The sequence below is a fragment of the Micromonospora sp. C81 genome (genome assembly GCF_018070425.1).
In the GTDB taxonomy this organism is placed as follows: domain Bacteria; phylum Actinomycetota; class Actinomycetes; order Mycobacteriales; family Micromonosporaceae; genus Micromonospora; species Micromonospora zamorensis.
Genome location: NZ_JAGPXS010000003.1, coordinates 443,617 through 464,616, shown reverse-complemented (window position 1 = coordinate 464,616; position 21,000 = coordinate 443,617). Strand labels below are relative to the sequence as shown.

Sequence of the window (21,000 nt, the reverse complement as noted above, 5' to 3'; positions counted from 1 at the left end):
AGGTCAGGCCGGGCCGTCCGCCACTCGCGGTCCGTCCGCCGATTCGGTGGTACGCAGCCAGACCGCTGTGTCGGACGGCAGCAACCCGTCGTCGAGTGGCCCGCTGGCCAGCAGCAACCGCCCCTGGGCCGGCATCGGAACCGGCGTGTCGGACAGGTTGACGAGGCAGGTGAAGCCACCGCCACGGCTGAAGGCGAGCACCCCGTCCGGGGCGGGCAGCCAGGTCAGCTCACCGTCACCGAGCGCCGGGTCGGCCTTTCGAGCCCGGATCGCCGCCCGGTACAGCTCCAGCATCGAGGCGGAGTCGCCGGTCTGCGCACTGGCCGTCCGGTCCTTCCAGTCGGCAGGCTGGGGCAGCCAGGGCGCCGCGGCACCGGCGGGGCTGAACTCGAAGGGCGGCTCGTCCCCGGCCCACGGCAGCGGCACGCGGCAGCCGTCCCGACCCGGGTCGACCCGGCCGGACCGTTCCCACATCGGGTCCTGACGCAACGCGTACGGGATGTCCTCGACCTCGTAGAGGCCCAGTTCCTCGCCCTGGTAGACGTAGGCGGCGCCGGGCAGCGACAGCGAGAGCAGCGCGGCGGCGCGGGCCCGGCGGGTGCCCAGCTCAAGGTCGGTGGGGGTGCCCTCGCGCTTGGCGGCGAAGCTGAACCGGGTGTCCGCCCGACCGTAGCGGGTGACGTGCCGGGTAACGTCGTGGTTCGAGAGCACCCAGGTGGCCGGCGCGCCGACCGGCGCGTGCGCGCTCAGCGTCCCGTCGATGCTCTCCCGCAGCGCCGAGGCGTCCCAGGCGCAGCCGAGGAAGTCGAAGTTGAACGCGGCGTGCAGCTCGTCCGGGCGCAGGTAATTGGCGAACCGCTGCCGGTCCGGCAGCCACACCTCACCGATCAGGGCCCGCTCGCCGGGGTAGGAGTCGGCGACCCGCCGCCAGCCCCGGTAGATGTCGTGCACCCCGTCGAGGTCGTGGAAGGGGTGCGGGTGGTCCGGTCGGACCTCGGGCAGCTCCCCGTCCTTGACCAGGAGCCCGGCCGAGTCGATCCGGATGCCGTCCACGCCCCGGTCGAACCAGAACCGCAGGATGTCCTCGAATTCCGCGCGTACCCGGGGGTGGTCCCAGTTGAAGTCCGGCTGCTGCGGGGCGAACAGGTGCAGGTACCAGTCACCGGGGGTGCCGTCCGGATTGGTGGTGCGGGTCCAGGTCTCGCCGCCGAACTCGCCGATCCAGTCGGTGGGCCGCTGGTCCCCGTTCGGGCCCCGGCCCGGCCGGAACCAGAACAGGTCCCGCTCGGGCGCGCCGGGCCCGCCAGCGAGCGCCGCCTGGAACCAGGGGTGCGCGTCGGAGCAGTGGTTCGGCACCACGTCGACGATGGTCCGGATGCCCAGCGCGTGTGCTTCGGCGATCAGCGCCTCCGCCTCCGCCAGGCTGCCGAAGACCGGGTCGATGTCGCGGTAGTCGGACACGTCGTAGCCGGCGTCGGCCATCGGCGAGGGATACCAGGGACTGAACCAGATCGCGTCGACGCCGAGCGCGGACAGGTGGTTCAGCCGGGACCGGATGCCGGCGATGTCACCGATGCCGTCACCGTTACCGTCGGCGAAGCTCCGGGGATACACCTGGTAGATCACGGCTCCACGCCACCACGGACTTCTGTCAGCTGTGGACACGAGCACCTGCTTTCTGCGTCAGTACGTCGGCGTGTTCGCCGGAGGAAGATATGTGTCGGGCGAACGGTCGTTGTTCGCCGCGCGGGAGGATGCGCTGGTGGCTATCCCTTGATGCTGCCCGTGGTCAGACCGGACATGATGTTCCGTTGGAAGATCAGGAAGATGATGACAGTCGGGATCGCGGCGATGACCGACGCGGCGATCACCACGTTCATCGGTGTGCCGCCGGCAAAGGTGTAGATGCCGACGCTGACCGTCCGGGTCTCGGGCGAGGGCATGACCAGCTTCGGCCAGAGGAAGTCCTTCCACACCGCCGTCACCGCGAAGATCGACACGACGCCGAGGATGGGGCGCGACAGCGGCAGGATGATCGACCAGAGCGTGCGCAGCGACGACGCCCCGTCCATGAGGGCCGCCGCCATCAGCTCCTCGGGAATCGAGTCGAAGAACCGCTTCAGCAGGAAGATGTTGAACGCGTTGGCGACCATCGGCAGCCAGATCGCGAACGGCGAGTCCAGCAGGTTGATGTGCAGGATCGGCAGGTCCAGCACTGTCACGTACTGCGGGACGATGAGGACCATCGCCGGGATCATCAGAGTTCCCAGCATCAGGGCGAGGATCGTGTTGCCGAAGATCGGTCGGAGCTTGGACAGCGAGTACGCTGCCGCGCTGTCGAAGACCAGTTGGAACAGCACCGCGCCGATGGCGTAGTAGAACGTGTTGAACAGCAGCTTGGCGAGGGCCAGGTTGTTCCACGCGTCGATGTAGTTCTGCGGCTGGGGATCCTTCGGGAACAGCGAGGGTGGGGTCTGCGCGATCTCCTGGCCGGACTTGAGCGCGCCGGTGACCATCCAGTAGAGCGGCCCGAGGAAGACGAGCGTGAACCCTGCCACGACGACGATCAGCAGCGTCCAGTAGATGACCTTGCCGCGCCCCCGGCTCAGCTGGGAGTGGGAGATGAGGGTCCGGGTTCCGGAATCCTGTGCCATTCCTCGCCGTCCTAGTCCTGTTTCGCAGTCAGCCGCACGTACACGGCGGAGAAGCCGGCCAGCACCACGAGCATGATCACGCCCAGGGCGGCGGCGCCGTTGAGGTCGTTCTGGAAGAACCCGTGCTGGTAGATGAGGTACGCCACCGAGGTCGCCGAGTCCTCCGCGCCCGCGCCGTTGGCCAGGATCAGGGGCTCGATGAAGAGCTGCATCGTGGCGACGATCTGCAACATCGCCAGGAGCGCGAGGATCAGCCGGGTCTGCGGGATCGTCACGTGCCGGATCCGGCGCCAGATCCCGGCGCCGTCGAGCTCCGCCGCCTCGTACAACTCGCCGGGGATGTTCTGCAACGACGCCAGGTAGATCAGCACGGCGCCGCCCATGTTCATCCAGGTCGACGCGACCACCATCGCCGGCATCGTCATCTCGGGCGACTGCATCCACTGCGAGGTGGGCAGGTGCAGCGCCTTGAGGATCGCGTTGAAGAGCCCGGCCTCACTGGGGTCGTACGCGTAGAACTTGAAGAGGAACAGCGCCGAGGCCGGCGGCAGCATCACCGGCAGGTAGACCAGGATCCGCAGGTAGCCCTTGGCGTGGCGGAACTCGTTGAGCAGGATCGCCACGAAGAACGGCACCGCGTACCCGAGGACGAGCGCGAGCACCGTGAAGTAGAAGGTGTTCTGCCAGGCCGTCCAGAAGCTGGGGTCGGCGATGATGCGGGAGTAGTTGTCCCAACCCACCCAGGTGGTCTCGCCGCGCCGGGTCCGCTGGAAGCTCATGACGATGCCGCGGACCATCGGGTACCAGGAGAAGACGACGAAGCAGAGCACCGCGCCGATCAGGAACGCGTGCCCGGTGAGGTTGTCCCGTACCTTTCGGCCGAGGCTCGTACGCTGCGGCCTCGCCGAGTACGGCGACGGCGGGCGGCCCGGTTTCCTGGGGGTCTCCGGGACGGTGGTGATCGCCAAGGCAACTCCTGGGTGAGTCGGTGACGTCGACGATGCGGCGCGGGTGGTGTGGGGGCCGGGTCGGCGTACCGGCCCCCACACGCTCAGGTCAGCTCTCCGCGGTGAGGAGCTGGTTGACCTTCTCCTCGGCGGTCTTGAGCAGGGCGTCGATGTTCGAGTTCGGGTTGGTCAGCACACCGGACATCGCGGCGTCGAGCACTGCGTAGATCGCCTGTGCGTTGCGCGGCTCACCCTTGATCGGCACCGGGGTCGCCTCGAAGAGAGCGAAGTTGGTGGTATCGACGTTCGCGTTCGCCTTGCGCAGCTCGAGCTCCTGCTTCTGCGCGTCGCTGCCGTTGGCGAAGAGCAGCGGCTGGGGCAGACCGACCGGGTAGTTCTGCGGCTTGGCCCGGACGTAGTCGAACTGACCCTTGCCCGGGGTGAGCTTCTGGTACGCGATCCACTTCAGGCCGGCCTTGACCTGCTCGGGGGTGAGGTCCTTCTTGAAGAAGTAGCCCTCGCCACCACCGAGCGTCCCCAACGCCTTGCCGTCCTGGCCGGGCAGCGGGGCCATCGCCCAGTCCTGGAACTTGCCCTGGAACTGGCTGACGATCGCCTGGGTGGCGTCCGGCGCGCCGATGAACATGCCGACCTTGCCCGCGCCGGCGTTGGTCAGCAGGTCGCCCCACTGGAGCAGCTGACGGGCGCCCATGCTGTTGTCGCCGTACCGCATGTCCTTGATGTTCTGCAGGACCTGCTTACCCATGGCGTTGTTGAAGTCGGCCTTCTTGCCGTCCGGGGTCAGCACCTGGCCGCCCTGCGAGTAGAGCAGGGAGGTGAAGTGCCAGCCGCCGGTGTTGCCGGCGCTGTATTCCGAGTAGCCCGCGATGCCGTTGCCGAGTGCGGAGATCTTCTTGGCGGCGGCCCGGACGTCGGCCCAGGTCTTCGGCGGGTTGTTGACGTCGAGCCCGGCCTGCTGGAACAGGACCTTGTTGTAGACCAGACCCATCGAGTAGTTCTTCACCGGAACGGCGTAGAGCTTGCCGCCGTCGGTGAAGACGCCCTTGAGTGCCGGGTCGACGCTGTCCCAGGTGGGGATCGTGTCCTTGCTGACCTGGGAGGTGATGTCCATGGCCTGACCGGAGTCGAGCACCTGCTGGAGATCGGTCATGTATCCGTAGAACACGTCAGTGACGGTGCCGCCGGCGAGGCGGGCGGTGAAGTCCGGCGGGTTGTTGCACTGCTCACCGACGCTGACGCTCTTGATGACGATGTCCGGGTTCTGCTTCTGGAACTCGGCGACGTCGTCGTTCCAGTTCTTCAGCAGCTCTTTCTGCGCACCGACCGGCTGGCAGTCGACAGTGATGGTGACCTTGCCGCCTGCGGTCGCGTCCTTGTCGTCACTCTTCGTGGAGCATGCCGTGAGGCTGAGCCCCAGGCCGGCCACGAGCGCAACCGCCGCAGCCTTTCGGTATTGCGGTACGGACATCTGTCCATCCCTTCGGGAACGGGTGTCTCCAATGACCTTCGCTGATCTGCGGTGATGCGACCTGACGCCCAGTAGCTGCGTCGGAGCCAGGTGTGAGTGGAGTCACTGTAGCGAGGGGGACTCATTTCGGCAAGGTATCGACCCTGTTCCGAAAGGACACGACGCGATTACGGCAGATGTTGGCAAGCGCTTGAAAGCAGCCAGATATGCGGGTTTTGGTCCCTTATGGCGGGTCATTCGGCGAGATCGATGCCGCTCCCGACAGGCAACGACGAAAACGGCCGCCGACCGCATGGAGCGGTCGACGGCCGGAGCGTCGTCTGGTGTGGTGCCTAGCGACCCGGGGCGGGAGCGGTGGAACCGCGTACCACCAGCTCGGGCTCGAACAGCAACTCGTCGTGCAGGACGCCGGCGCCTTCAATCTGGGTGACCAGCAGATCCACCGCGGCCTGCCCCATCGTCTCGATCGGCTGCCGGACCGTGGTCAACGGCGGGTCGGTGCAGGTCATGAACGCGGAGTCGTCGTAGCCCACCACCGACACGTCGGCCGGCACCGAGCGACCCAGCCGCCGGGCCGCACGGATCGTGCCCAACGCGAGCACGTCGCTGGCGCAGATGATGCCGGTCACGCCACGCTCGACCAGTTTCGTCGCGGCGACCCGCGCGCCCTCCATGGAGAAGCTGGAACGCTCGACGCACTCGGCGTCACCCTCGTCCCAGCCGGCGGCCCGGATCATCGCGTCCAGTTTGCGCCGGGACGGCACATGCCCCTCCGGGCCGAGCACCATCCCGATCCGTTCGTGCCCGAGCGAGCGCAGGTGCCCGTACGCCTGCTCCACCGCCACGGCGTCGTCAGTGGAGACCCGGGGGAAGCCCAGCTCGGCCACGCCTGCGTTGACCAGAACGACCGGAAGACCCCGATCGGTCAGCCGACGGTAGTGGTCGTGTCGGGCGTCGGCGAGCGCGTACGAACCACCCGCGAAGATCACGCCGGAGACCTGGTGGTCGAGCAGCATCTCCACGTAGTCCATCTCGGAGACACCGCCGATGGTGCGGGCACAGAGGGCGGGGGTGTAGCCGCGCTGCGCCAGTGTCCCGGTGACGACCTCGGCCAGCGCCGGGAAGATCGGGTTCTGCAACTCGGGCAGCACCAGCCCGACCAACCGGGCGCGCTCGCCGCGCAGTTTGGTCGGCCGCTCGTAGCCCAGCACGTCCAGCGCGGTCAGCACGGCGGTGCGGGTCGTCTCGGAGACCCCGTCGCGGCCGTTGAGCACCCGGCTGACGGTGGCCTCGCTGACGCCCGCCTTCTTGGCAACTTCAGTCAACCGCTTGGTCACGGTCGCAATCGTACGTCACCAGGATGAAAGAAATGAACAGCAAAGTGCCCGTCGTTTGCTGGCTTGCTGCCGGATTCTTCCGACATCGACCACCGGGGCGGGCGTCAGGACAGGTCGTGCAACGCGGACTCGATGGCCCGGTGGAAGGTCGGGTACGCGTAGATCATGTGCCGGAGCTGGCTCAGCGGCACGGCCGCGTGCACCGCCACGACCAGCGCGGAGAGCACCTCGCCGCCGGCCGGGCCGACCGAGGTCGCGCCGATCAGCACACCCTGGTCGGCGTCCGCGACGAGCTTGATGAAGCCGTCGTCACCGACCCGGTGGATCCAGCCCCGGGTCGAGCTGCCCAGCTTGGTGAAACCGACCTGCACGTTGATGCCACGCTCGCGCGCCTGCTGCTCGGTGAGCCCGACCGCTCCGACCTCGGGATCGGTGAAGGTCACCCGGGGCAGTGCACGGTAGTCCGCTCGCGGGACGGTGCCGGCCGACCCACTCGACCCGCTGGCGGCCAGCGAGCTGGACGCGCCCATCGCACCGCCGACCACGCTGGAGGTCCCGCTGGCGTCCGCCCCCGCACTCGCCTGCCGGGCACGGGCCAGAATGTCGGCGATCACGATCCCGGCCTGGTACATGGCGATGTGCGTGAAGGCGCCCTCGCCGGTGATGTCGCCGACCGCCCAGACCTGGTCGGTGACGTGCAACCGGTCGTCGACCGGCAGGTAACGCTGGCTGGCGTCCAGGCCGATCGTGTCCAACCCCAGCTCGGTCAGGTGGGCCTTGCGCCCGGTCACCACCAGCAGACGGTCGGCGGTGAACGCCGAACCGCCGCTGCCGCGCAGTGTGAACCGGGTGCCGTCGTGCTCGACCCGCTCGGCGCGTACCCCGGTGTGGATCTCCACGCCGTCGGCGCGCAGCGCCGCGGCGGCGACCTCGGACGCCTCCGGTTCCTCGACGGCCAGCACCCGGTCGAGCGCCTCCACCACCGTGACCCGGACCCCGAAGCGGGCGAAGACCTGTGCCAGTTCCAGACCGATCGCGCCGCCGCCGAGCACCAGCAGCGACTCCGGCAACTCCTCGACCTCGATCGCCTGGTGGTTGGTCCAGTACGGAGTGTCGGCCAGGCCGTCGATCGGTGGCACCGACGGACGGGTCCCGGTGCCCAGCACGACCCCGTGCCGAGCCTGGAACACCTGGTCGCCGACGCGGACCCGGCCAGGGCCGTCGAGGCGGCCACTACCCCGGACGAGCCGGCCGCCCAGGCCCGTGAACCGGTCGGCGGCAACCGTGTCGTCCCAGGTGTCGGTGGCCTCCTCGCGGATGCGCTTGGCCACCGGCGCCCAGTCCGGTTGGACCTGCGCCGTCCCGGCCAGCCCGTCGACCCGGCGCGCCTCGGCCAGGGCGTTGGCCGCCCTGATCATCATCTTGCTCGGGATGCAGCCCCAGTAGGGGCACTCCCCGCCGACCAGATCCCGTTCGATGCCGACGACGCTCAGGCCGGCCTCGGCGAGCCGCTCGGCCACCTCCTCGCCGCCGACCCCGAGCCCGACCACGACAACATCCACCAGCTCCGGCTCTGCCACCCCGACAGCATCCCCCAGCGACACCAGCCCGACCACCGGGGTCGGAGAAAAGTCGGCACCCTCACCGGTCCGGGACGCCTACCGTGGCGGGATGCACGCACGCTTCGCACCGGTCCGGGACTGCTTCCACGACCTGCTCACGTCCGGCCGGGAGACCGGTGCCGGCCTGGTCATCTGGTACGACGGTCAGCCCGTCGTCGACCTGATCGGCGGAACCCGGACCGCTGCCGGGTCGGACGGCGAGCCGTGGCGGCCGGACACGCTCGTCAACGTCTACTCGGTCGGCAAGCCGGTGGCCGCGCTCTGCCTGCTGATGCTCGTCGACCGGGGGCAGGTGGACCTCGACGCCCCCGTCGACCGGTACTGGCCCGAGTTCCGCACACCCGCCACCATGCGTCAGGTGTTGTCGCACACCGCCGGGCTGCCGGCCTTTCCGGCACCCCGACCGGCAACCGCGATCGCCGACTGGACGCTCCTCACCAGCGACCTGGCCGCCGCCGACCCCGAGTGGTCACCGGGCTCGGTGGCCGCGGAACACGCCTGGACGTACGGGCACCTGGTGGGCGAGGTGGTTCGCCGGGTCGACGGGCGGTCGGTGGGCCGGTTCCTGGCCGAGGAGATCGCCGACCGGTGGCAGCTCGACCTCAGCTTCGGGCTGGCCGCCGCGGATCAGCGGCGCTGCGCCGACCTGCGCTACGGCGACCCGCAGTGGCCGGCCCGCAAGCTCGGTGAGCCGGGATCGCTGCGGGCACGAGCGCTGGGCAACCCGGCCGGAGGGCTGGACCTGGCCGTGCTGAACAGCCCGCTCTGGCGTGCTGCGGAGATGCCCGCGGTCAACCTGCACGCCACCGCCTCCGGCCTGGCCCGGCTCTACGCCGGTCTGCTCGCCGGGGGTGTCCTGGACGGAGTCCGTCTGCTCAGCCCCGAGCTGTTGGCGGAGGCGACCCGGGTCCAGTACGACGGGCCGGACCTGCTGCTGGACCGCCAGGTCCGATGGACGCTGGGCATGCAGTGGGAGCCGGACGGCAGTTGGGGCATGGGCGGCATCGGCGGCAGCAGCGCGTGGGCCGACCCGGAGCGCGGTTACGCCTTCGGGTACGCCACGGCGCACCTCGCCGAGCACGACCGGGTGGACGAACTGGCCGAGGTGTTGCACTCCTGCCTCTGATCAGCGCAGCCAGACGGGGTCGGTGCCCGGCACCGAGAGCGGCGGCGGATAGCCGAGCGTCTGGCGGAGCGCGTCGGGCAGTCGCCACGGTTGGTGCACGGCCTTGCCCTGCACCTTCGCCAGCTCCGGCACCCACCGGCGCACGTAGTCGCCGTCCGGGTCGTACCGTTCGGCCTGCCGGACCGGGTTGAACCCCCGGTACGGCTTGGTGTCGTTGCCGGTGCCGGCGACCCACTGCCAGTTGCCGGAGTTGTTGGCCACGTCCCCGTCGAGCAGCCAGCGGAAGAAGACGGCCACCCCGGGCCGCCAGTCCTGCCCGAGGTGCTTGGTCAGGTAGCCGGCGGTGATCAGCCGGGCCCGGTTGTGCATCCAGCCCTGCGTACGCATCTGCCGCATCCCGGCGTCGACGATGGGCATGCCGGTCCGACCCTCGGCCCAGGCCGCCAACGCGTCGTCGTCGTAGCGCCACTGTTCGGTGGCGCCCCGCCGGTACGCCGACGTCGAGATCTCCGGGAAGGCCGCCGTGACCTGGTAGTAGAAGTCCCGCCAGCAGATCTGCCGGACGAACGGCCCGGACCGGTCCCCGGCCCGGTTGGCCACCGCCAAAGGGGACACGCAGCCGAACCGCAGGTACGGACTGAGCCGGGACGTGTCGTCGCCGGCCATGTCGTCGTGCTGATCGTCGTAGCGGTCCAGGTCGGGCAGCCAGTCGGTGAGCCGCTGCCGGGCAACCCGCTCGCCGCCGACCGCCGCGTCCGGTGAGTCCCCGGCCGGCGGCTTCGGCAGGCTGCCCACGCTCACCCCGCCGGGCAGCTCCACCCGGTGCGGCGCGGCCAACTCCGCACGCCACTGACTGGCCGCCCAGGCCCGGTGGTAGGGGCTGAACACCCGGTAGTGGTCGCCCCCGCCACCGGGCCGCAACGCGCCCGGCTCGACCACTGTCAGCCCGGGAAACAGTCGCAGGTGCAGCCGGTGCCGCTCACACTCCGCGCGCAGTCGTCGTTCGCGGCGCCGGGCGTAGTTGCTGACATCGGCGGAGAGCGCGACGGCGGTGGCGTCGACCTCGCCGGCCAACCGGATCGTCTCGGCCACCGGGTCGCCGTGGCGTACCACCAGGTCACCACCGCGCTCGCGCAGCTCGGCCCGCAGTTCGGCGAGCGCCTGGTGCAGAAACCGGGTGCGGTTGGCCGACAGGCCGGCCAGCGCCGGGTCGAGCACGTACAGCGGAACCACCCGGTCGAAGGCCGCGCAGGTGGTGGCCAGCGCCGGGTGGTCGTGCACCCGCAGGTCGCGGGTGAGGAGCACGATCGCGGTGCTTGCGGTCACCGGGTCTGCGGGTGGACCGTCGGCCCGGGGATGGTGACCGGCGTACCGGTCGAGGTGAGCAGAGCCCGTGCGGCCACCGCCATCCGTCGCCGCTGCGGCACCAGGGCCCGCCGGGTGAAGACGTCGTAGTCCTGCGCGGCCACCTCGTCGAGGATGCCGCCATACAACGCGTACGCGGTGCGCATGCAGGCCTGCGAGGCTGGCGCCAGCATGGTGATGCCCGGCGCGGCGGCGGCGTAGTGCGCCTGGGCGCGGGTCACCTCGTACTCGATCAGCTCGCGGGTCCGGGGCGTGCCGCGGCCCCGGGCGCAGGCCTCGGCCAGCTCCTCGCGGGTGACGCCGAACTTCGCCATGTCCTCGTCCGGCAGGTAGGTGCGGCCCCGGTCGAGGTCCTCGGCGACGTCACGGATGAAGTTGGTGAGTTGAAACGCGAAGCCGAGCTGCCGTGCCGGCTCCCGTGCCGCCACCGGGTCGGAGGTGCCCAGGATCGGCAGCATCATGGTGCCGATGACCGCCGCCGAGCCCTCCATGTAGTCGAGCAGGTGGTCGTACGTCGGGTACGAGGTGACTGTCAGGTCCATCGCCATGCTCTTCAGAAACGACGCAAAGTCGTCCCGGTCGAGGTCGAAGACGGCGATGGTGTGCAGCACGGCCGGCAGCAGCGGGTCGTCGACCGACGCACCGTGCAGGCCGGACACGAATCGGCTGGCCCAGTCGTCGAGGCGGGCGGCACGCTCGACCTGCGGTAGGTCCTCGGTGCGGTCGACGATCTCGTCGGCGTACCGCGTGAACCCGTAGAGGGCGTGGACATGTCGTCGTTTCCAAGCGGGGAGCAGCCGGGTGGCGAGATAGTAGGTGCGGCCGTGGCGTTTGTGCAGCTCACGACACCGGTCATAGGCAGCGGTGAGATCAGTGTCCACCGGCCCTCCTTAATTTATCGACGCACCAATCGACGCAACTCGTAGCCTAGGGTACGCTCAGTCGCATGGCCAACGACGCAGTTGCGGGCAATGCGACCCGTGTGGCGCAGCGGGGGCCGGGGGACGGTGACGATCCGGTCCGCGCCGTTCTGGCCGCGTACACCCATGACCTGATCACCGCGGTCGACGAGACCCTGGCTACCTTCCTCACCGCCGAGGTCGACTCCCTCGCCGAGATCGACATCTCGATGGGCCGCTTCGCCGCCGCCGCGAGGGAAGCAGTCCTCGTGGGCGGCAAGCGGATCCGCTCCACGTTCGCCTACTGGGGGTGGCGCGGGGCGGTCGGTGGCACCGAGGCGCTACCACCCGTCCTGCCCGCGCTGGCCGCGCTGGAGCTGCTGCACACCTTCGCCCTGGTGCACGACGACGTGATGGACGCGTCCACCACCCGCCGGGGCCGGCCCACCGCACACATCGCGATCGCCGAACAGCACATCGCCGCAGGCCACCGGGGTGATCCCGGCCGATTCGGCGAAGCCGTCGCCGTGCTCATCGGTGACCTCTGCATGGTGTGGGCCGACCGGTTGCTGGCCCAGGCCACAGTGCCGTCGGCCCGGCTGTTCGAAGTGCGGCGCTGCTATGACCAGATGCGGGTGGAGACGGTCGCCGGGCAATATCTCGACGTGCTCGGCGAGAACGACCCGGCGAGCTGGTCGGTCAACCGGGCGCTGCGGGTGGCCCGCTACAAGACCGCCAGCTACACCGTCCAGCGGCCACTGCTCTTCGGGGCCTGCCTGGCCGGCGTGCCTGTCGACGACGCGCTGGTCTCCGCGTACACCCGCTATGGCCTTGCCGTCGGCGAGGCGTTCCAGCTCCGCGACGACCTGCTCGGCGTCTACGGCGATCCCGCCGACACCGGCAAGCCGGCCGGCGACGACCTCCGCACCGGCAAACCGACCACGCTGCTCATGCTGGCCCGGGAGCTGGCCACGCCGGCCCAGCTCCGGGCGATGGATCGGGCCGGCGACGGGCCGGTCGACCGGCTCGCCGAGCTGGTCGAGGAGACCGGCGCGGTGGCCCGGGTGGAGCGGATGATCGCCGAGCGGGTGAGTGACGCACTGGCCGCGCTCGACGCCGCACCAGTGGAACGGACGGCGCGGACCGCGCTGACCGGGCTGGCCACCGCCGCCACCAGCCGGCGGGCCTGATGAGCGACTTTCTGGAAGAGGTGGTCACGTGCGGACGGTGACAGGACGGACGGACCGGGTGGTGGTCGTCGGGGCCGGGCTGGGCGGGCTCGCCTGCGCGCTGCACCTGGCCGGCAGCGGCCGGCAGGTGACAGTGCTGGAACGCGAGCCGGTGCCGGGTGGGCGGGCCGGCCGTCTCGGGGTCGACGGCTACGAGTTCGACACCGGCCCGACCGTGCTCACCATGCCCGACCTGATCGCCGAGGCGCTCGGCGCGGTCGGTGAGGAGCTGGACGACTGGCTCGACCTGACCCCGGTCGACCCGGCCTACCGGGCGTACTACCCGGACGGTTCCACCCTCGACGTGCTCACCGACACCACCCGGATGGCGGCGGAGATCTCCCGGGTCTGTGGGCCGCGCGAGGCCGACGGCTACCTGCGTTTCGTCGACTACGCGCGGGAGCTGTGGCGCCTGGAGCGCGCCGACTTCATCGAGCGCAACCTGGATGCGCCGACCGACCTGATCACCGGCAACCTCCTCAAGCTGCTTGCCAGCGGGGCCTTCCGGCGACTCCAGACGAAGATCAACCAATTTTTCCGGGACCCGCGTACCCAGCGGATCTTCTCCTTCCAGGCGATGTACGCCGGCCTCGCCCCGCACGACGCGCTGGCCATCTACACGGTCATCGCGTACCTGGACTCGGTGGCCGGGGTCTACTTCCCGCGCGGCGGCATCCACGCGGTCTCCAAGGCGATGGCCGGCGCGGCCGAGAAGCACGGCGTGCAGATCCGGTACGGCACCACGGTGACCCGGGTCGAGACCGCGAACGGCCGCGCCACCGGCGTGATCACCGCCGACGGCGAACTGGTGCCGGCGGACGTGGTGGTGCTCAACCCCGACCTGCCGGTCGCCTACCGGGACCTGCTCCCCGCCGCCCCGCAGCGCCGGCTCACCTACTCACCGTCCTGCGTCGTTCTGCACGTCGGCTCCCGACAGGGATATGAAAAGATCGCCCATCACAACATCCACTTCGGACGAGCGTGGAAGGGCACCTTCGATGAGGTCATCCGGCGGGGTGAGCTGATGACCGACCCGTCGCTGCTGGTGACCAACCCGAGCCGGACCGACCCGTCGGTGGCCCCACCCGATCGGCACACCTACTACGTGCTGGCTCCCGTGCCCAACCTGCACCGGGCCCCGTTCGAGTGGCGCGGCGACCTGACCCGGCGCTACAGCGACCAGCTGATCGGCACCCTGGAGGAGCGCGGCTACGTCGGCTTCGGTGCCGGCGTCGAGGTGCTGCGGGCGATCACGCCGGCCGAGTGGGAGGACCAGGGCATGGCCGCGGGCACGCCGTTCGCCGCCGCCCACACCCTTTTCCAGACCGGCCCGTTCCGCCCGTCGAACCTGCACCGCAAACTGTCGAACGTGGTCTTCGTCGGCTCCGGGACCCAGCCCGGCGTCGGCGTACCGATGGTGCTCATCTCCGGCAAGCTCGCCGCCGGCCGGATCACCGGGGAAGGTCGATGAGCAGCCGCGAGGACCACCTCGTCGAGCTGGTCGACGAGAACGGCGAGGCCCACGGCGAGACGACCGTCGCGGCCGCGCACCAGGCTCCGGGGCAGTTGCACCGGGCCTTCTCGGTGCTGCTGGTCGACTCGGACGGCCAGGTGCTGCTCCAGCGGCGCGCCGCCGTCAAGACGCGGTTCCCGCTGCGCTGGGCCAACGCCTGCTGTGGCCACCCCCAGCCCGGCGAGTCCCTCGCCGAGGCGGCCAACCGGCGGCTACGCGAGGAGTTGGGCGCGGGCCCGGTCGAGCTGACCGAGGTCGGCGTCTACGTCTACTACGCCGAGGACCCGGCGACCGGTCGGGTCGAATTCGAGTACGACCACGTGCTGCGGGGCGATTTCCTGCCCGGGGCCCCGCTCCTGCCGGACCCGGACGAGGTCGCCGAGCTGCGGTGGGCCGATCCGACCGCGCTGGAAGCCGAGCTGGATCGCGACCCCCGGTCGTACGCGCCCTGGCTGGGCGGGGTGGTGAACCGGCTGCTGCACCCCTCGGGCCCCACGTCCGGCGCACCCGGCCTGGCCGTGACCCCGCCTGCTCTGTCGGCGGACGACTCGGCGGAGCGGTCGGGTGGTCGATGAGGCGCTGAGCGCGGGCGCGGTCGCACGCAGGTTGGGAGTCGCGGTGACGACCCTCCGCACGTGGCACCAGCGCTACGGGCTCGGGCCCAGTGAGCACATCCCCGGTCACCACCGCCGGTACACCCCGACCGACCTGGCCCGTCTCGAAATCATGCGACGGCTCACCGCCGAGGGGGTGAGCCCCGCCGAGGCGGCTCGCTGGGCTCGCCAGGCACCGGATCCGACACCCAACGGCACCGTCACCCCCGTCCGGATCCCCCCGTCCGGCCGCGACGGCGGTGGCACCATCCCGGTCGGCCGCGCCGGCCCGGCAGCCCGTGGTCTGGCCCGCGCCGCCATGCGGCTGGACGCGGCGGCGATCAGCGAGACGATCGCGCACGCCCTCGCCACCGTCGGGGTCGTCGCCACCTGGGAGGGTCTGCTGCGCCCGGTGCTAGCCGGCATCGGCGAACGCCACGCCGCCACCACCGGCCTGATCGAGGTGGAACACCTGGTGTCCCGCTGCGTCTCGGAGGCTCTCGCGGCGGCCAGTCGGGCCAAGGTTCCCACCGGGCCGGCCCGGATCCTGCTCTCCTGTGCCGACGAGGAGCAGCACACCCTGCCACTGGAGGCGTTGGCCGCCGCGCTCGCGGAGGCCGGGGTCAGTTACCGGATGCTCGGCGCCCGGGTGCCGGTGGCCGCTCTCGTGGAGGCGGTCAACCGGACCGGTCCGGCCGCCGTGGTGCTCTGGTCGCACACCCGGGCCACCGCCGACCCGGCCCAGCTCAGCGCGTTGCTCGCCGCACCCCGCCGCCCGTTGTTGGCGCTCGCCGCCGGCCCCGGCTGGCGCGCCGACACGCTGCCCGCCGGGGTGGTGCGGCCGGTCGACCTGGCCGAGGCGGTCTCGCTCGCCGTCGCGGTCCGTGACTCCCTGGACCAGTCGAGGCGTGACTGATCGCACTGTTGCCCGGTGATCGCGTGAACTACCGTCGGGCGGGTCCGCCTACCCCGACCCTCCGGGAGCGAGCAGATGCGAGCCCGCGCCTTCCTGGCGTCCGTCCTCGCCGTGGCGCTGGTCCTGTCCGGCTGTGCGGGGCCGGACCACACCATCGCGCCCGCCGGCGCGCCGCAGCCGGTGGAGTCCACCACTGCCCCCACGCCGTCACCGCATCCCACGGTCGCCAAGCCTCCGCTGCGGCCGCTGCCGGCCAAGCTCCCGGCCGGCCTGCGGCGCAACAGCGGCGTACGCCCGGTGGTCCTGACCTTCGACGACGGGCCCAACCCGACCTGGACTCCCAAGGTTCTCGACCAACTGCGGGCAGCCAAGGTAACCGCCACGTTCTGCGTGGTCGGTCGCGAGGTGCAGCGCCATCCGGAGCTGGTCCGGCGGATCGTCCACGAGGGGCATCAGCTCTGCAACCACAGTTGGCGGCACGACCTCGACCTGGCCCGACGGCCCGTCAACGAGATAAAGGCCGACCTGAAACGCACGAACAGGGCCATCCAGGCAGCGGCGCCTGGCGCCAAGGTGTCCTTCTATCGGCAGCCGGGCGGCCGGTGGACGCCGGAGGTGCTGGCGGTGGCGAAGGGTCTCGGCATGCGCCCGCTGCACTGGTCGGTCGACCCACAGGACTGGGACAAGCCGAACGCCGCCACGATCGGCAAGCGCATCCACACCGCCGCCCGCCCCGGCGCCATCGTGCTGCTGCACGACGGGGGTGGCGATCGGGCCGCGACGCTCGCCGCCTGCCCCCACCTGATCGCCGACCTGAAGAAGCGCTTCGGCATCACCAAACTCCACTAGACCGGCTTTGACCTGCGGTTATGTCTCTTCCGAAGCCCTTGCGGATACCGATTTTGTCGACCGACCGGGCATCACGTATGCTTTCCAAGCCTCCGGCGGGGCCGGATGGGAGCAAGTCCGCTTGAAGTTGCGAGTGTGCAATGATGGCGGGGCCGCCCTCATCGTCTAGCGGCCCAGGACGCCGCCCTTTCAAGGCGGTAGCACGGGTTCGAATCCCGTTGGGGGCACGACCGGCGCAAGTCGGAGCAACACAAGCTAGGTCCTGTGGAGCAGTTGGAGTGCTCGCCGCCCTGTCAAGGCGGAGGTCGCGGGTTCAAGTCCCGTCAGGACCGCAGCGCTGACGCCGCGCCTCGCGCGGCGTTCTGCGTATCGGAGCAGGTCGCCCTGCCACCGGTTCGTCCGGTTGCCGGGTAGCATGAGCCGAGCAGCGATACGGCCAGGTAGCTCAGTTGGTACGAGCGTCCGACTGAAAATCGGAAGGTCGGCGGTTCGACCCCGCCCCTGGCCACATAGCCTTTCGCCGGGCTACAGAGGTCCCCACCAGCGGAAACGCAGGTGGGGATCTTGCTGTTTACGGCTGCGGACCGGCCCGCCACGGGTGTGATCCACTCGACTTCCCGGAAATCGGGGCATCGGAAGGTGCCCAATACCGCGCTTTCCTGAAAAGCGAGTCGATCATGCCTGGGTCGCGCGGATCGGCTGCGCGGATCGGCTGCGCGGATCGGCTGCGCGGACCGGCTGCGCGGACCGGCTGCGCGGATCGGTCGCGCGGCGTCGCTGGTCCGCCTTGCCCGGCGTCACTCGTCTCGGCGCCCCTGCTGGCGGTGCTGCGCCACGCCGCTCTGGATCGCCTCCCACACGCTGCGCCCGGCCTGCCGCAGGGTCTCCCCCGCCTGTTCGGCGAGCTGCGCTGCGCTCTGCGCCCCGCCCAGCAACCCACCACCGCCGTCACGATCGCCGGATAGGCCTGGCGCGGGGCCTGCCGACTGGCCCGGTCGGTTCCCACGCTCCCCGGTAGACGACCCCGCCGGGCCCTCAGCGCCCCGGTCCGCGCCGGCCGGCCGTTTCCCGTCACCCGGGCCCGCGGCCCGCTGACCCTCGGGGTGGCGCGGCTCCTCGTGCCGCTGCCCCTCAGGGTGGCGCGGCTCCTCGTGCGGCCGGCCTTCCGGGGCCCCGCCGCCCTGCGGCCCACCGGACTCCGGCTGCGACTTCTGGCCCGGCCCGGGGCCACCCGCTTGAGACCCGGGTCCGCCCGCACTGGGTCCCGGACCTCCGGCATGGGGCCCAGGGCCCCCAGGACCCTTCCCCGCGCCGCCGGGCCCCGCCCCAGGCCGACCCGGACCGGCCCCGGGCCCACCCGAACCGGGCCCACCCGAACCCGCCCCTGGCCCACCCGGACCCGGCTGACCCGGACCCGGCCGGCCCGCACCTGGCTGACCCGCACCCGGCCCCGGACGACCGGGGCCTTGCTGGGCACGGTCGGCGACGGCCCCGACCGCACCGACCTGCTGACCAAACTCCTGGAGTACGCCGTTGGAGCGCCGCGCCGACCCCCGCACCTCAGCGGCCCCCATCGGCCCCGGGGCCAGCTGCTGCGCGCTGCGGTTCACGTCGTCGACGGTGGTGACGGCCGTCCGGGCGAGCGCCTCGATGATCTCCGGGTTGGCGTCGAGTGTGTCGAGCGCCCGGCCCAGGATCCTCGTCAGCTGCTCCAACCGCACCCGCAACTGCGCCTCGGCGTGCACCCCGTTGATGTCCAGCTCGCCGCCGTTCAGGTGCACCCGTACGCCGGCGTCGACCTGGAGCAGGTTGGCCACCCGGGCCCGCAGCGACAGGTCGGCGTCCAGGCCGTCGACGGCCAGTCGGATCGAGTCGACGGAGACCTTCGGGATGTCGAGCAGGACGTCGGGGTCCGCGCTCTCGACGTTCCGGTCCGGCCCTCGCTGTTGCGCGCTCTCGCTCATGATCTCCCGCCCCGCCTGCACACCGTCCCGGTCGTCCGGGCGTTCGGCGCGCTTACCCGCTTTCCGGCGGGGCATCCCGTCCGTGACGAGTCGGCGACCCTCTGTCTGGAACCGGGCACCGTGCGAAGCTGCACACGCGGGCATCAGCCGGTATGGTCCGGGCCTATGGGACAGGAAATGACTGATCCGGCCGACATCCGGCAGGACGTCGACCGGTTCTCCCTACGGTGCAGTCTCCTCGTCCCGGGCGCCGCCGAGCACGCGTTCGCGGTGTTCACCGACGAGCTGACTGACTGGTGGGTCACCGAATACACCTGGTCCGGCCCGGACGCTCTCGCGGAGCTGGGCATGGAGCCGCGCGCCGGCGGGATGCTCTACGAGATCGGCCCGTACGGTTTCCGCGCCGACTGGGGTCGGGTGCTCACCTGGGATCCACCGCGGCGGCTGGTCTTCGTCTGGCAGATCGGCCCCGACCGGGCGCCGGTGCCGGACCCGGCCCGGGCCAGCGAGGTCGAGGTGCTGTTCCTTCCCGAAGGGCCGGAGCGCACCCGGGTCGAGCTGGAGCACCGGCACTTCGACCGGCACGGCGAGGCGGCCGAGGGATATCGCAAGGCGCTCACCGCCGGCTGGCACGAGCTGCTCACCCGCTACGTCGCCACTGTGTCACGCGGCCCCGGCACTTCCGCCTGACGGGCGCACGGAGTCACCGACCGAGCTGCCGGTCGCCAGCGGAGCGGCCGCCGAGGTCCCGACCACCCAGGTTGGCGCGTTGGCCGGCCTCCGCCCCCGAACCGAAGCCGGTGCCGCCGAGCCGGCGCGGCGGTGCGGTGCGCAGCCGCGGGTATTCCTCGGTGAGCCGCCGCTGCACCCGGTCGGACCGGTCGGCCAGCACCAGCGCCACCGACGGCGTGCCCGACTCGCTGGCCGCCGCCGTCTCGGCCGCCCAGAGCCGACCCCCGATCACTTCCGCGAAACCGGCGAGCCAGGAGCGGCGGAAGGCGGCGGGGTGGTCGTCGGCCGGCACGGCGGTGGCGGCCAGGCCGTGCGCCGCCTGCACGAGCAGTGAGGTGAAGAGCAGGTCGACCCGTTCCAGGTCGCTGGCGAAGCCGAAGAGGTGCAGCGCGAAGCCGTTGCCCTGCCGGCGGCGTACGCAGCGGCAGCGCAGTGGCTCGGCGACCGCGGCGAGCAGGCCGACCTTGTCGCGGGCGTACGGGGCGACGATGTCCAGCACCCGGTCACCGACGGGGTCGGTGGTCGGGTCGCGGACGGCGAGCAGCGCCCGGTCCACCCCGTAGCGGGCGATCAACTCGGTCGCCTTGGCGGTGAACGCGGCGGCCTCGGCGGGCGTGCAGGCCGGATCCTCGGCCTGGGCCAGCAGCTTGCGCACCTTGCTGAGCATCGCCTCGGACATGCCTACAGAGCTACCACACGGGCCGGACATCACGGGGTCACGCCGCCATTGATCGATACGTATCATCGTCACGGTCGGATGATCAGTCCAATACGGACGGTCAGTAACCCGCTTTCGGAGGCACGCATGTCATCCCCGACCGCTCGCCTGCTCGCCGTCGCCACGGCCACCACCCTGCTCTTCGCCGGCACACCCGCGCAGGCGGAGCCGACAACACCGACCGCACCGGTCAGCTCCGGGGCGAACGCGTTCGCCCCGCTCGCCACCTGTTACGGCGGGGCGGTGCGGTCGTACTTCGAGACGGGCCGCTACGGCGGATCGGCCGGCCAGTACCGCACCACGACCCGCTGTCGCGACATCAACGTCCGCAACGCGAGCGTGTACGCCACCGAGGCGTGCGTGATCTTCGTGGACAAGACGAGTGCCTGCAACTACTGGACCTACCTGCCGGCCAACTCGGGGTGGATCACGGTGGCGACCGACGTCCGGGACGGGGTCAACTTCCAGGTCCGCTTCGAGAACCTGCGCTACGAGTACGAGCCGCTGATCGCGTACCACGCGTTCTGAGTGGTCCGCGCGGCCGCGGCGTCCGCCCCCCGACGGACGCCGCGAACCGGCGGCCGGTCACCCGGCACGGCTGCGCAGGGTGGCGATCGTCGAGCCGGCGAGCGTGAGCAGGCAGGCGGGCAGCAGCCCGTCGGCTGCCGCGGCACCGAACAGCGCCTCCCCGGTCGGCTCGTCCCGGTTGGCGTACGCGCTGACGAAGCGGGCCACCCAGCGGGTGTCATACTCAGCCTGGTCGATTCCCGGGAAGTCCAGGGCCGCACCGCTGGCCGCCGGAGCGTCACCGAGCATCGTCGCGGCCAGGCACCACGCGACCCCGTACGCGCCGCTCAGGCCGGCCCGGTCGACGACCGCGTCGAACGCTCCCACCACCGCTTCTCCATCCCCGGTCAGCGCCGAGTGGAGCACGGCGGCCGCGTCGTCGAACGTCTGCTGTGGTAGGTCCGTCACCCAGCGCACAGTAGGACGCGTCGTCAAGGCTCCCGACAACCGTCACTGTCCGTGTTCAAGGCGAGCTACCTG

Annotated in this window: 19 protein-coding genes and 3 tRNA genes; 11 read left to right on the top strand and 11 right to left on the bottom strand. The window is 71.0% G+C overall.

Annotated features, from left to right (window positions below):
* Positions 1–3 precede the first annotated feature (3 nt).
* From KBX46_RS08400 to KBX46_RS08375, 6 genes are all read right to left on the bottom strand, one after another.
* Positions 4–1,626, bottom strand: coding sequence for a glycoside hydrolase family 13 protein (locus KBX46_RS08400; protein WP_307871548.1), 1,623 nt, complete (start codon positions 1,624–1,626; stop codon positions 4–6).
* Positions 1,627–1,766: 140 nt separating this feature from the next.
* Complete coding sequence (locus tag KBX46_RS08395) at positions 1,767–2,654, bottom strand: carbohydrate ABC transporter permease (protein WP_088950972.1); 888 nt, start codon at positions 2,652–2,654, stop codon at positions 1,767–1,769.
* Positions 2,655–2,665: 11 nt separating this feature from the next.
* Positions 2,666–3,622 (bottom strand): carbohydrate ABC transporter permease, encoded by a 957-nt coding sequence (locus KBX46_RS08390; RefSeq protein ID WP_088950971.1) that lies wholly within the window; start codon positions 3,620–3,622, stop codon positions 2,666–2,668.
* Between the two features lie 88 nt (positions 3,623–3,710).
* Positions 3,711–5,090, bottom strand: a complete 1,380-nt coding sequence (locus KBX46_RS08385; protein ID WP_099849730.1) for an ABC transporter substrate-binding protein — start codon at positions 5,088–5,090, stop codon at positions 3,711–3,713.
* A gap of 332 nt (positions 5,091–5,422) precedes the next feature.
* Positions 5,423–6,427: a LacI family DNA-binding transcriptional regulator gene (locus KBX46_RS08380; RefSeq protein WP_088950969.1), complete on the bottom strand. Its 1,005-nt coding sequence runs from the start codon at positions 6,425–6,427 to the stop codon at positions 5,423–5,425.
* Between the two features lie 104 nt (positions 6,428–6,531).
* Positions 6,532–8,007 carry an NAD(P)/FAD-dependent oxidoreductase gene (locus KBX46_RS08375; protein ID WP_210791984.1) on the bottom strand — a complete coding sequence of 492 codons (1,476 nt, stop codon included), beginning with the start codon at positions 8,005–8,007 and terminating at the stop codon, positions 6,532–6,534.
* Between the two features lie 91 nt (positions 8,008–8,098).
* Here KBX46_RS08375 and KBX46_RS08370 point away from each other — a divergent pair, with 91 nt between their 5' ends.
* Positions 8,099–9,175 carry a serine hydrolase gene (locus KBX46_RS08370; protein WP_210791983.1) on the top strand — a complete coding sequence of 359 codons (1,077 nt, stop codon included), beginning with the start codon at positions 8,099–8,101 and terminating at the stop codon, positions 9,173–9,175.
* Here the strand turns inward: KBX46_RS08370 and KBX46_RS08365 are convergent, their stop codons facing one another.
* Both KBX46_RS08365 and KBX46_RS08360 read right to left on the bottom strand, forming a co-directional pair.
* Positions 9,176–10,501, bottom strand: coding sequence for a deoxyribodipyrimidine photo-lyase (locus KBX46_RS08365; RefSeq protein WP_210791982.1), 1,326 nt, complete (start codon positions 10,499–10,501; stop codon positions 9,176–9,178).
* A complete protein-coding gene (locus KBX46_RS08360; protein WP_210791981.1) occupies positions 10,498–11,421 on the bottom strand; it encodes a phytoene/squalene synthase family protein in 924 nt (307 codons plus the stop codon). The genes KBX46_RS08365 and KBX46_RS08360 overlap by 4 nt, the downstream gene beginning before the upstream one ends.
* A gap of 65 nt (positions 11,422–11,486) precedes the next feature.
* Between KBX46_RS08360 and KBX46_RS08355 the strand changes: the two genes are divergently transcribed.
* The 8 genes from KBX46_RS08355 (at position 11,487) to KBX46_RS08320 (ending at position 17,047) form a co-directional block, all read left to right on the top strand.
* Entirely contained in the window at positions 11,487–12,629 is a 1,143-nt protein-coding gene (locus tag KBX46_RS08355; protein WP_210791980.1) for a polyprenyl synthetase family protein, read from the top strand.
* A gap of 28 nt (positions 12,630–12,657) precedes the next feature.
* Positions 12,658–14,139 (top strand): phytoene desaturase family protein, encoded by a 1,482-nt coding sequence (gene crtI, locus KBX46_RS08350; protein ID WP_088950964.1) that lies wholly within the window; start codon positions 12,658–12,660, stop codon positions 14,137–14,139.
* A complete protein-coding gene (idi, locus tag KBX46_RS08345; protein ID WP_088950963.1) occupies positions 14,136–14,756 on the top strand; it encodes an isopentenyl-diphosphate Delta-isomerase in 621 nt (206 codons plus the stop codon). The genes crtI and idi overlap by 4 nt, the downstream gene beginning before the upstream one ends.
* A complete protein-coding gene (locus KBX46_RS08340; protein WP_210791979.1) occupies positions 14,746–15,690 on the top strand; it encodes a MerR family transcriptional regulator in 945 nt (314 codons plus the stop codon). The genes idi and KBX46_RS08340 overlap by 11 nt, the downstream gene beginning before the upstream one ends.
* Before the next feature lie 75 nt (positions 15,691–15,765).
* On the top strand, positions 15,766–16,539 hold the full coding sequence (locus KBX46_RS08335; RefSeq protein ID WP_210791978.1) for a polysaccharide deacetylase family protein: 774 nt from the start codon (positions 15,766–15,768) through the stop codon (positions 16,537–16,539).
* A gap of 154 nt (positions 16,540–16,693) precedes the next feature.
* A tRNA-Glu gene (locus tag KBX46_RS08330) sits at positions 16,694–16,766 on the top strand.
* A gap of 31 nt (positions 16,767–16,797) precedes the next feature.
* Positions 16,798–16,871, top strand: a tRNA-Asp gene (locus KBX46_RS08325).
* Positions 16,872–16,973: 102 nt separating this feature from the next.
* Positions 16,974–17,047 (top strand) — tRNA-Phe (locus tag KBX46_RS08320).
* Positions 17,048–17,336: 289 nt separating this feature from the next.
* Here KBX46_RS08320 and KBX46_RS08315 read toward each other — a convergent pair.
* Positions 17,337–18,578, bottom strand: a complete 1,242-nt coding sequence (locus KBX46_RS08315; RefSeq protein WP_210791977.1) for a hypothetical protein — start codon at positions 18,576–18,578, stop codon at positions 17,337–17,339.
* 90 nt (positions 18,579–18,668) lie between these two features.
* On the opposite strand from KBX46_RS08315, the gene KBX46_RS08310 reads away from it, so the two are divergent.
* The gene (locus KBX46_RS08310; RefSeq protein WP_088950959.1) at positions 18,669–19,193 is read left to right on the top strand and encodes an SRPBCC family protein; all 525 of its coding nucleotides are present in this window, start codon (positions 18,669–18,671) and stop codon (positions 19,191–19,193) included.
* A gap of 13 nt (positions 19,194–19,206) precedes the next feature.
* Here KBX46_RS08310 and KBX46_RS08305 read toward each other — a convergent pair whose 3' ends face one another.
* Complete coding sequence (locus tag KBX46_RS08305; protein WP_088950958.1) at positions 19,207–19,914, bottom strand: DUF2786 domain-containing protein; 708 nt, start codon at positions 19,912–19,914, stop codon at positions 19,207–19,209.
* 126 nt (positions 19,915–20,040) lie between these two features.
* Between KBX46_RS08305 and KBX46_RS08300 the strand changes: the two genes are divergently transcribed.
* On the top strand, positions 20,041–20,481 hold the full coding sequence (locus tag KBX46_RS08300) for a hypothetical protein (protein WP_210791976.1): 441 nt from the start codon (positions 20,041–20,043) through the stop codon (positions 20,479–20,481).
* Positions 20,482–20,538: 57 nt separating this feature from the next.
* On the opposite strand, the gene KBX46_RS08295 is transcribed toward KBX46_RS08300, so the two are convergent.
* Complete coding sequence (locus KBX46_RS08295) at positions 20,539–20,928, bottom strand: hypothetical protein (protein ID WP_210791975.1); 390 nt, start codon at positions 20,926–20,928, stop codon at positions 20,539–20,541.
* Positions 20,929–21,000: the final 72 nt, after the last annotated feature.

Excerpts from the sequence above, each read along its gene's own strand:
- KBX46_RS08395 (WP_088950972.1), bottom strand. The coding sequence starts at position 2,654 with ATGGCACAGGATTCCGGAACCCGGACCCTCATCTCCCACTCCCAGCTG.
- KBX46_RS08385 (WP_099849730.1), bottom strand. The coding sequence starts at position 5,090 with ATGTCCGTACCGCAATACCGAAAGGCTGCGGCGGTTGCGCTCGTGGCC.
- KBX46_RS08370 (WP_210791983.1), top strand. The coding sequence starts at position 8,099 with ATGCACGCACGCTTCGCACCGGTCCGGGACTGCTTCCACGACCTGCTC.
- KBX46_RS08355 (WP_210791980.1), top strand. The coding sequence starts at position 11,487 with ATGGCCAACGACGCAGTTGCGGGCAATGCGACCCGTGTGGCGCAGCGG.
- idi (WP_088950963.1), top strand. The coding sequence starts at position 14,136 with ATGAGCAGCCGCGAGGACCACCTCGTCGAGCTGGTCGACGAGAACGGC.
- KBX46_RS08335 (WP_210791978.1), top strand. The coding sequence starts at position 15,766 with ATGCGAGCCCGCGCCTTCCTGGCGTCCGTCCTCGCCGTGGCGCTGGTC.
- KBX46_RS08315 (WP_210791977.1), bottom strand. The coding sequence starts at position 18,578 with ATGCCCCGCCGGAAAGCGGGTAAGCGCGCCGAACGCCCGGACGACCGG.
- KBX46_RS08310 (WP_088950959.1), top strand. The coding sequence starts at position 18,669 with ATGGGACAGGAAATGACTGATCCGGCCGACATCCGGCAGGACGTCGAC.
- KBX46_RS08305 (WP_088950958.1), bottom strand. The coding sequence starts at position 19,914 with ATGTCCGAGGCGATGCTCAGCAAGGTGCGCAAGCTGCTGGCCCAGGCC.
- KBX46_RS08300 (WP_210791976.1), top strand. The coding sequence starts at position 20,041 with ATGTCATCCCCGACCGCTCGCCTGCTCGCCGTCGCCACGGCCACCACC.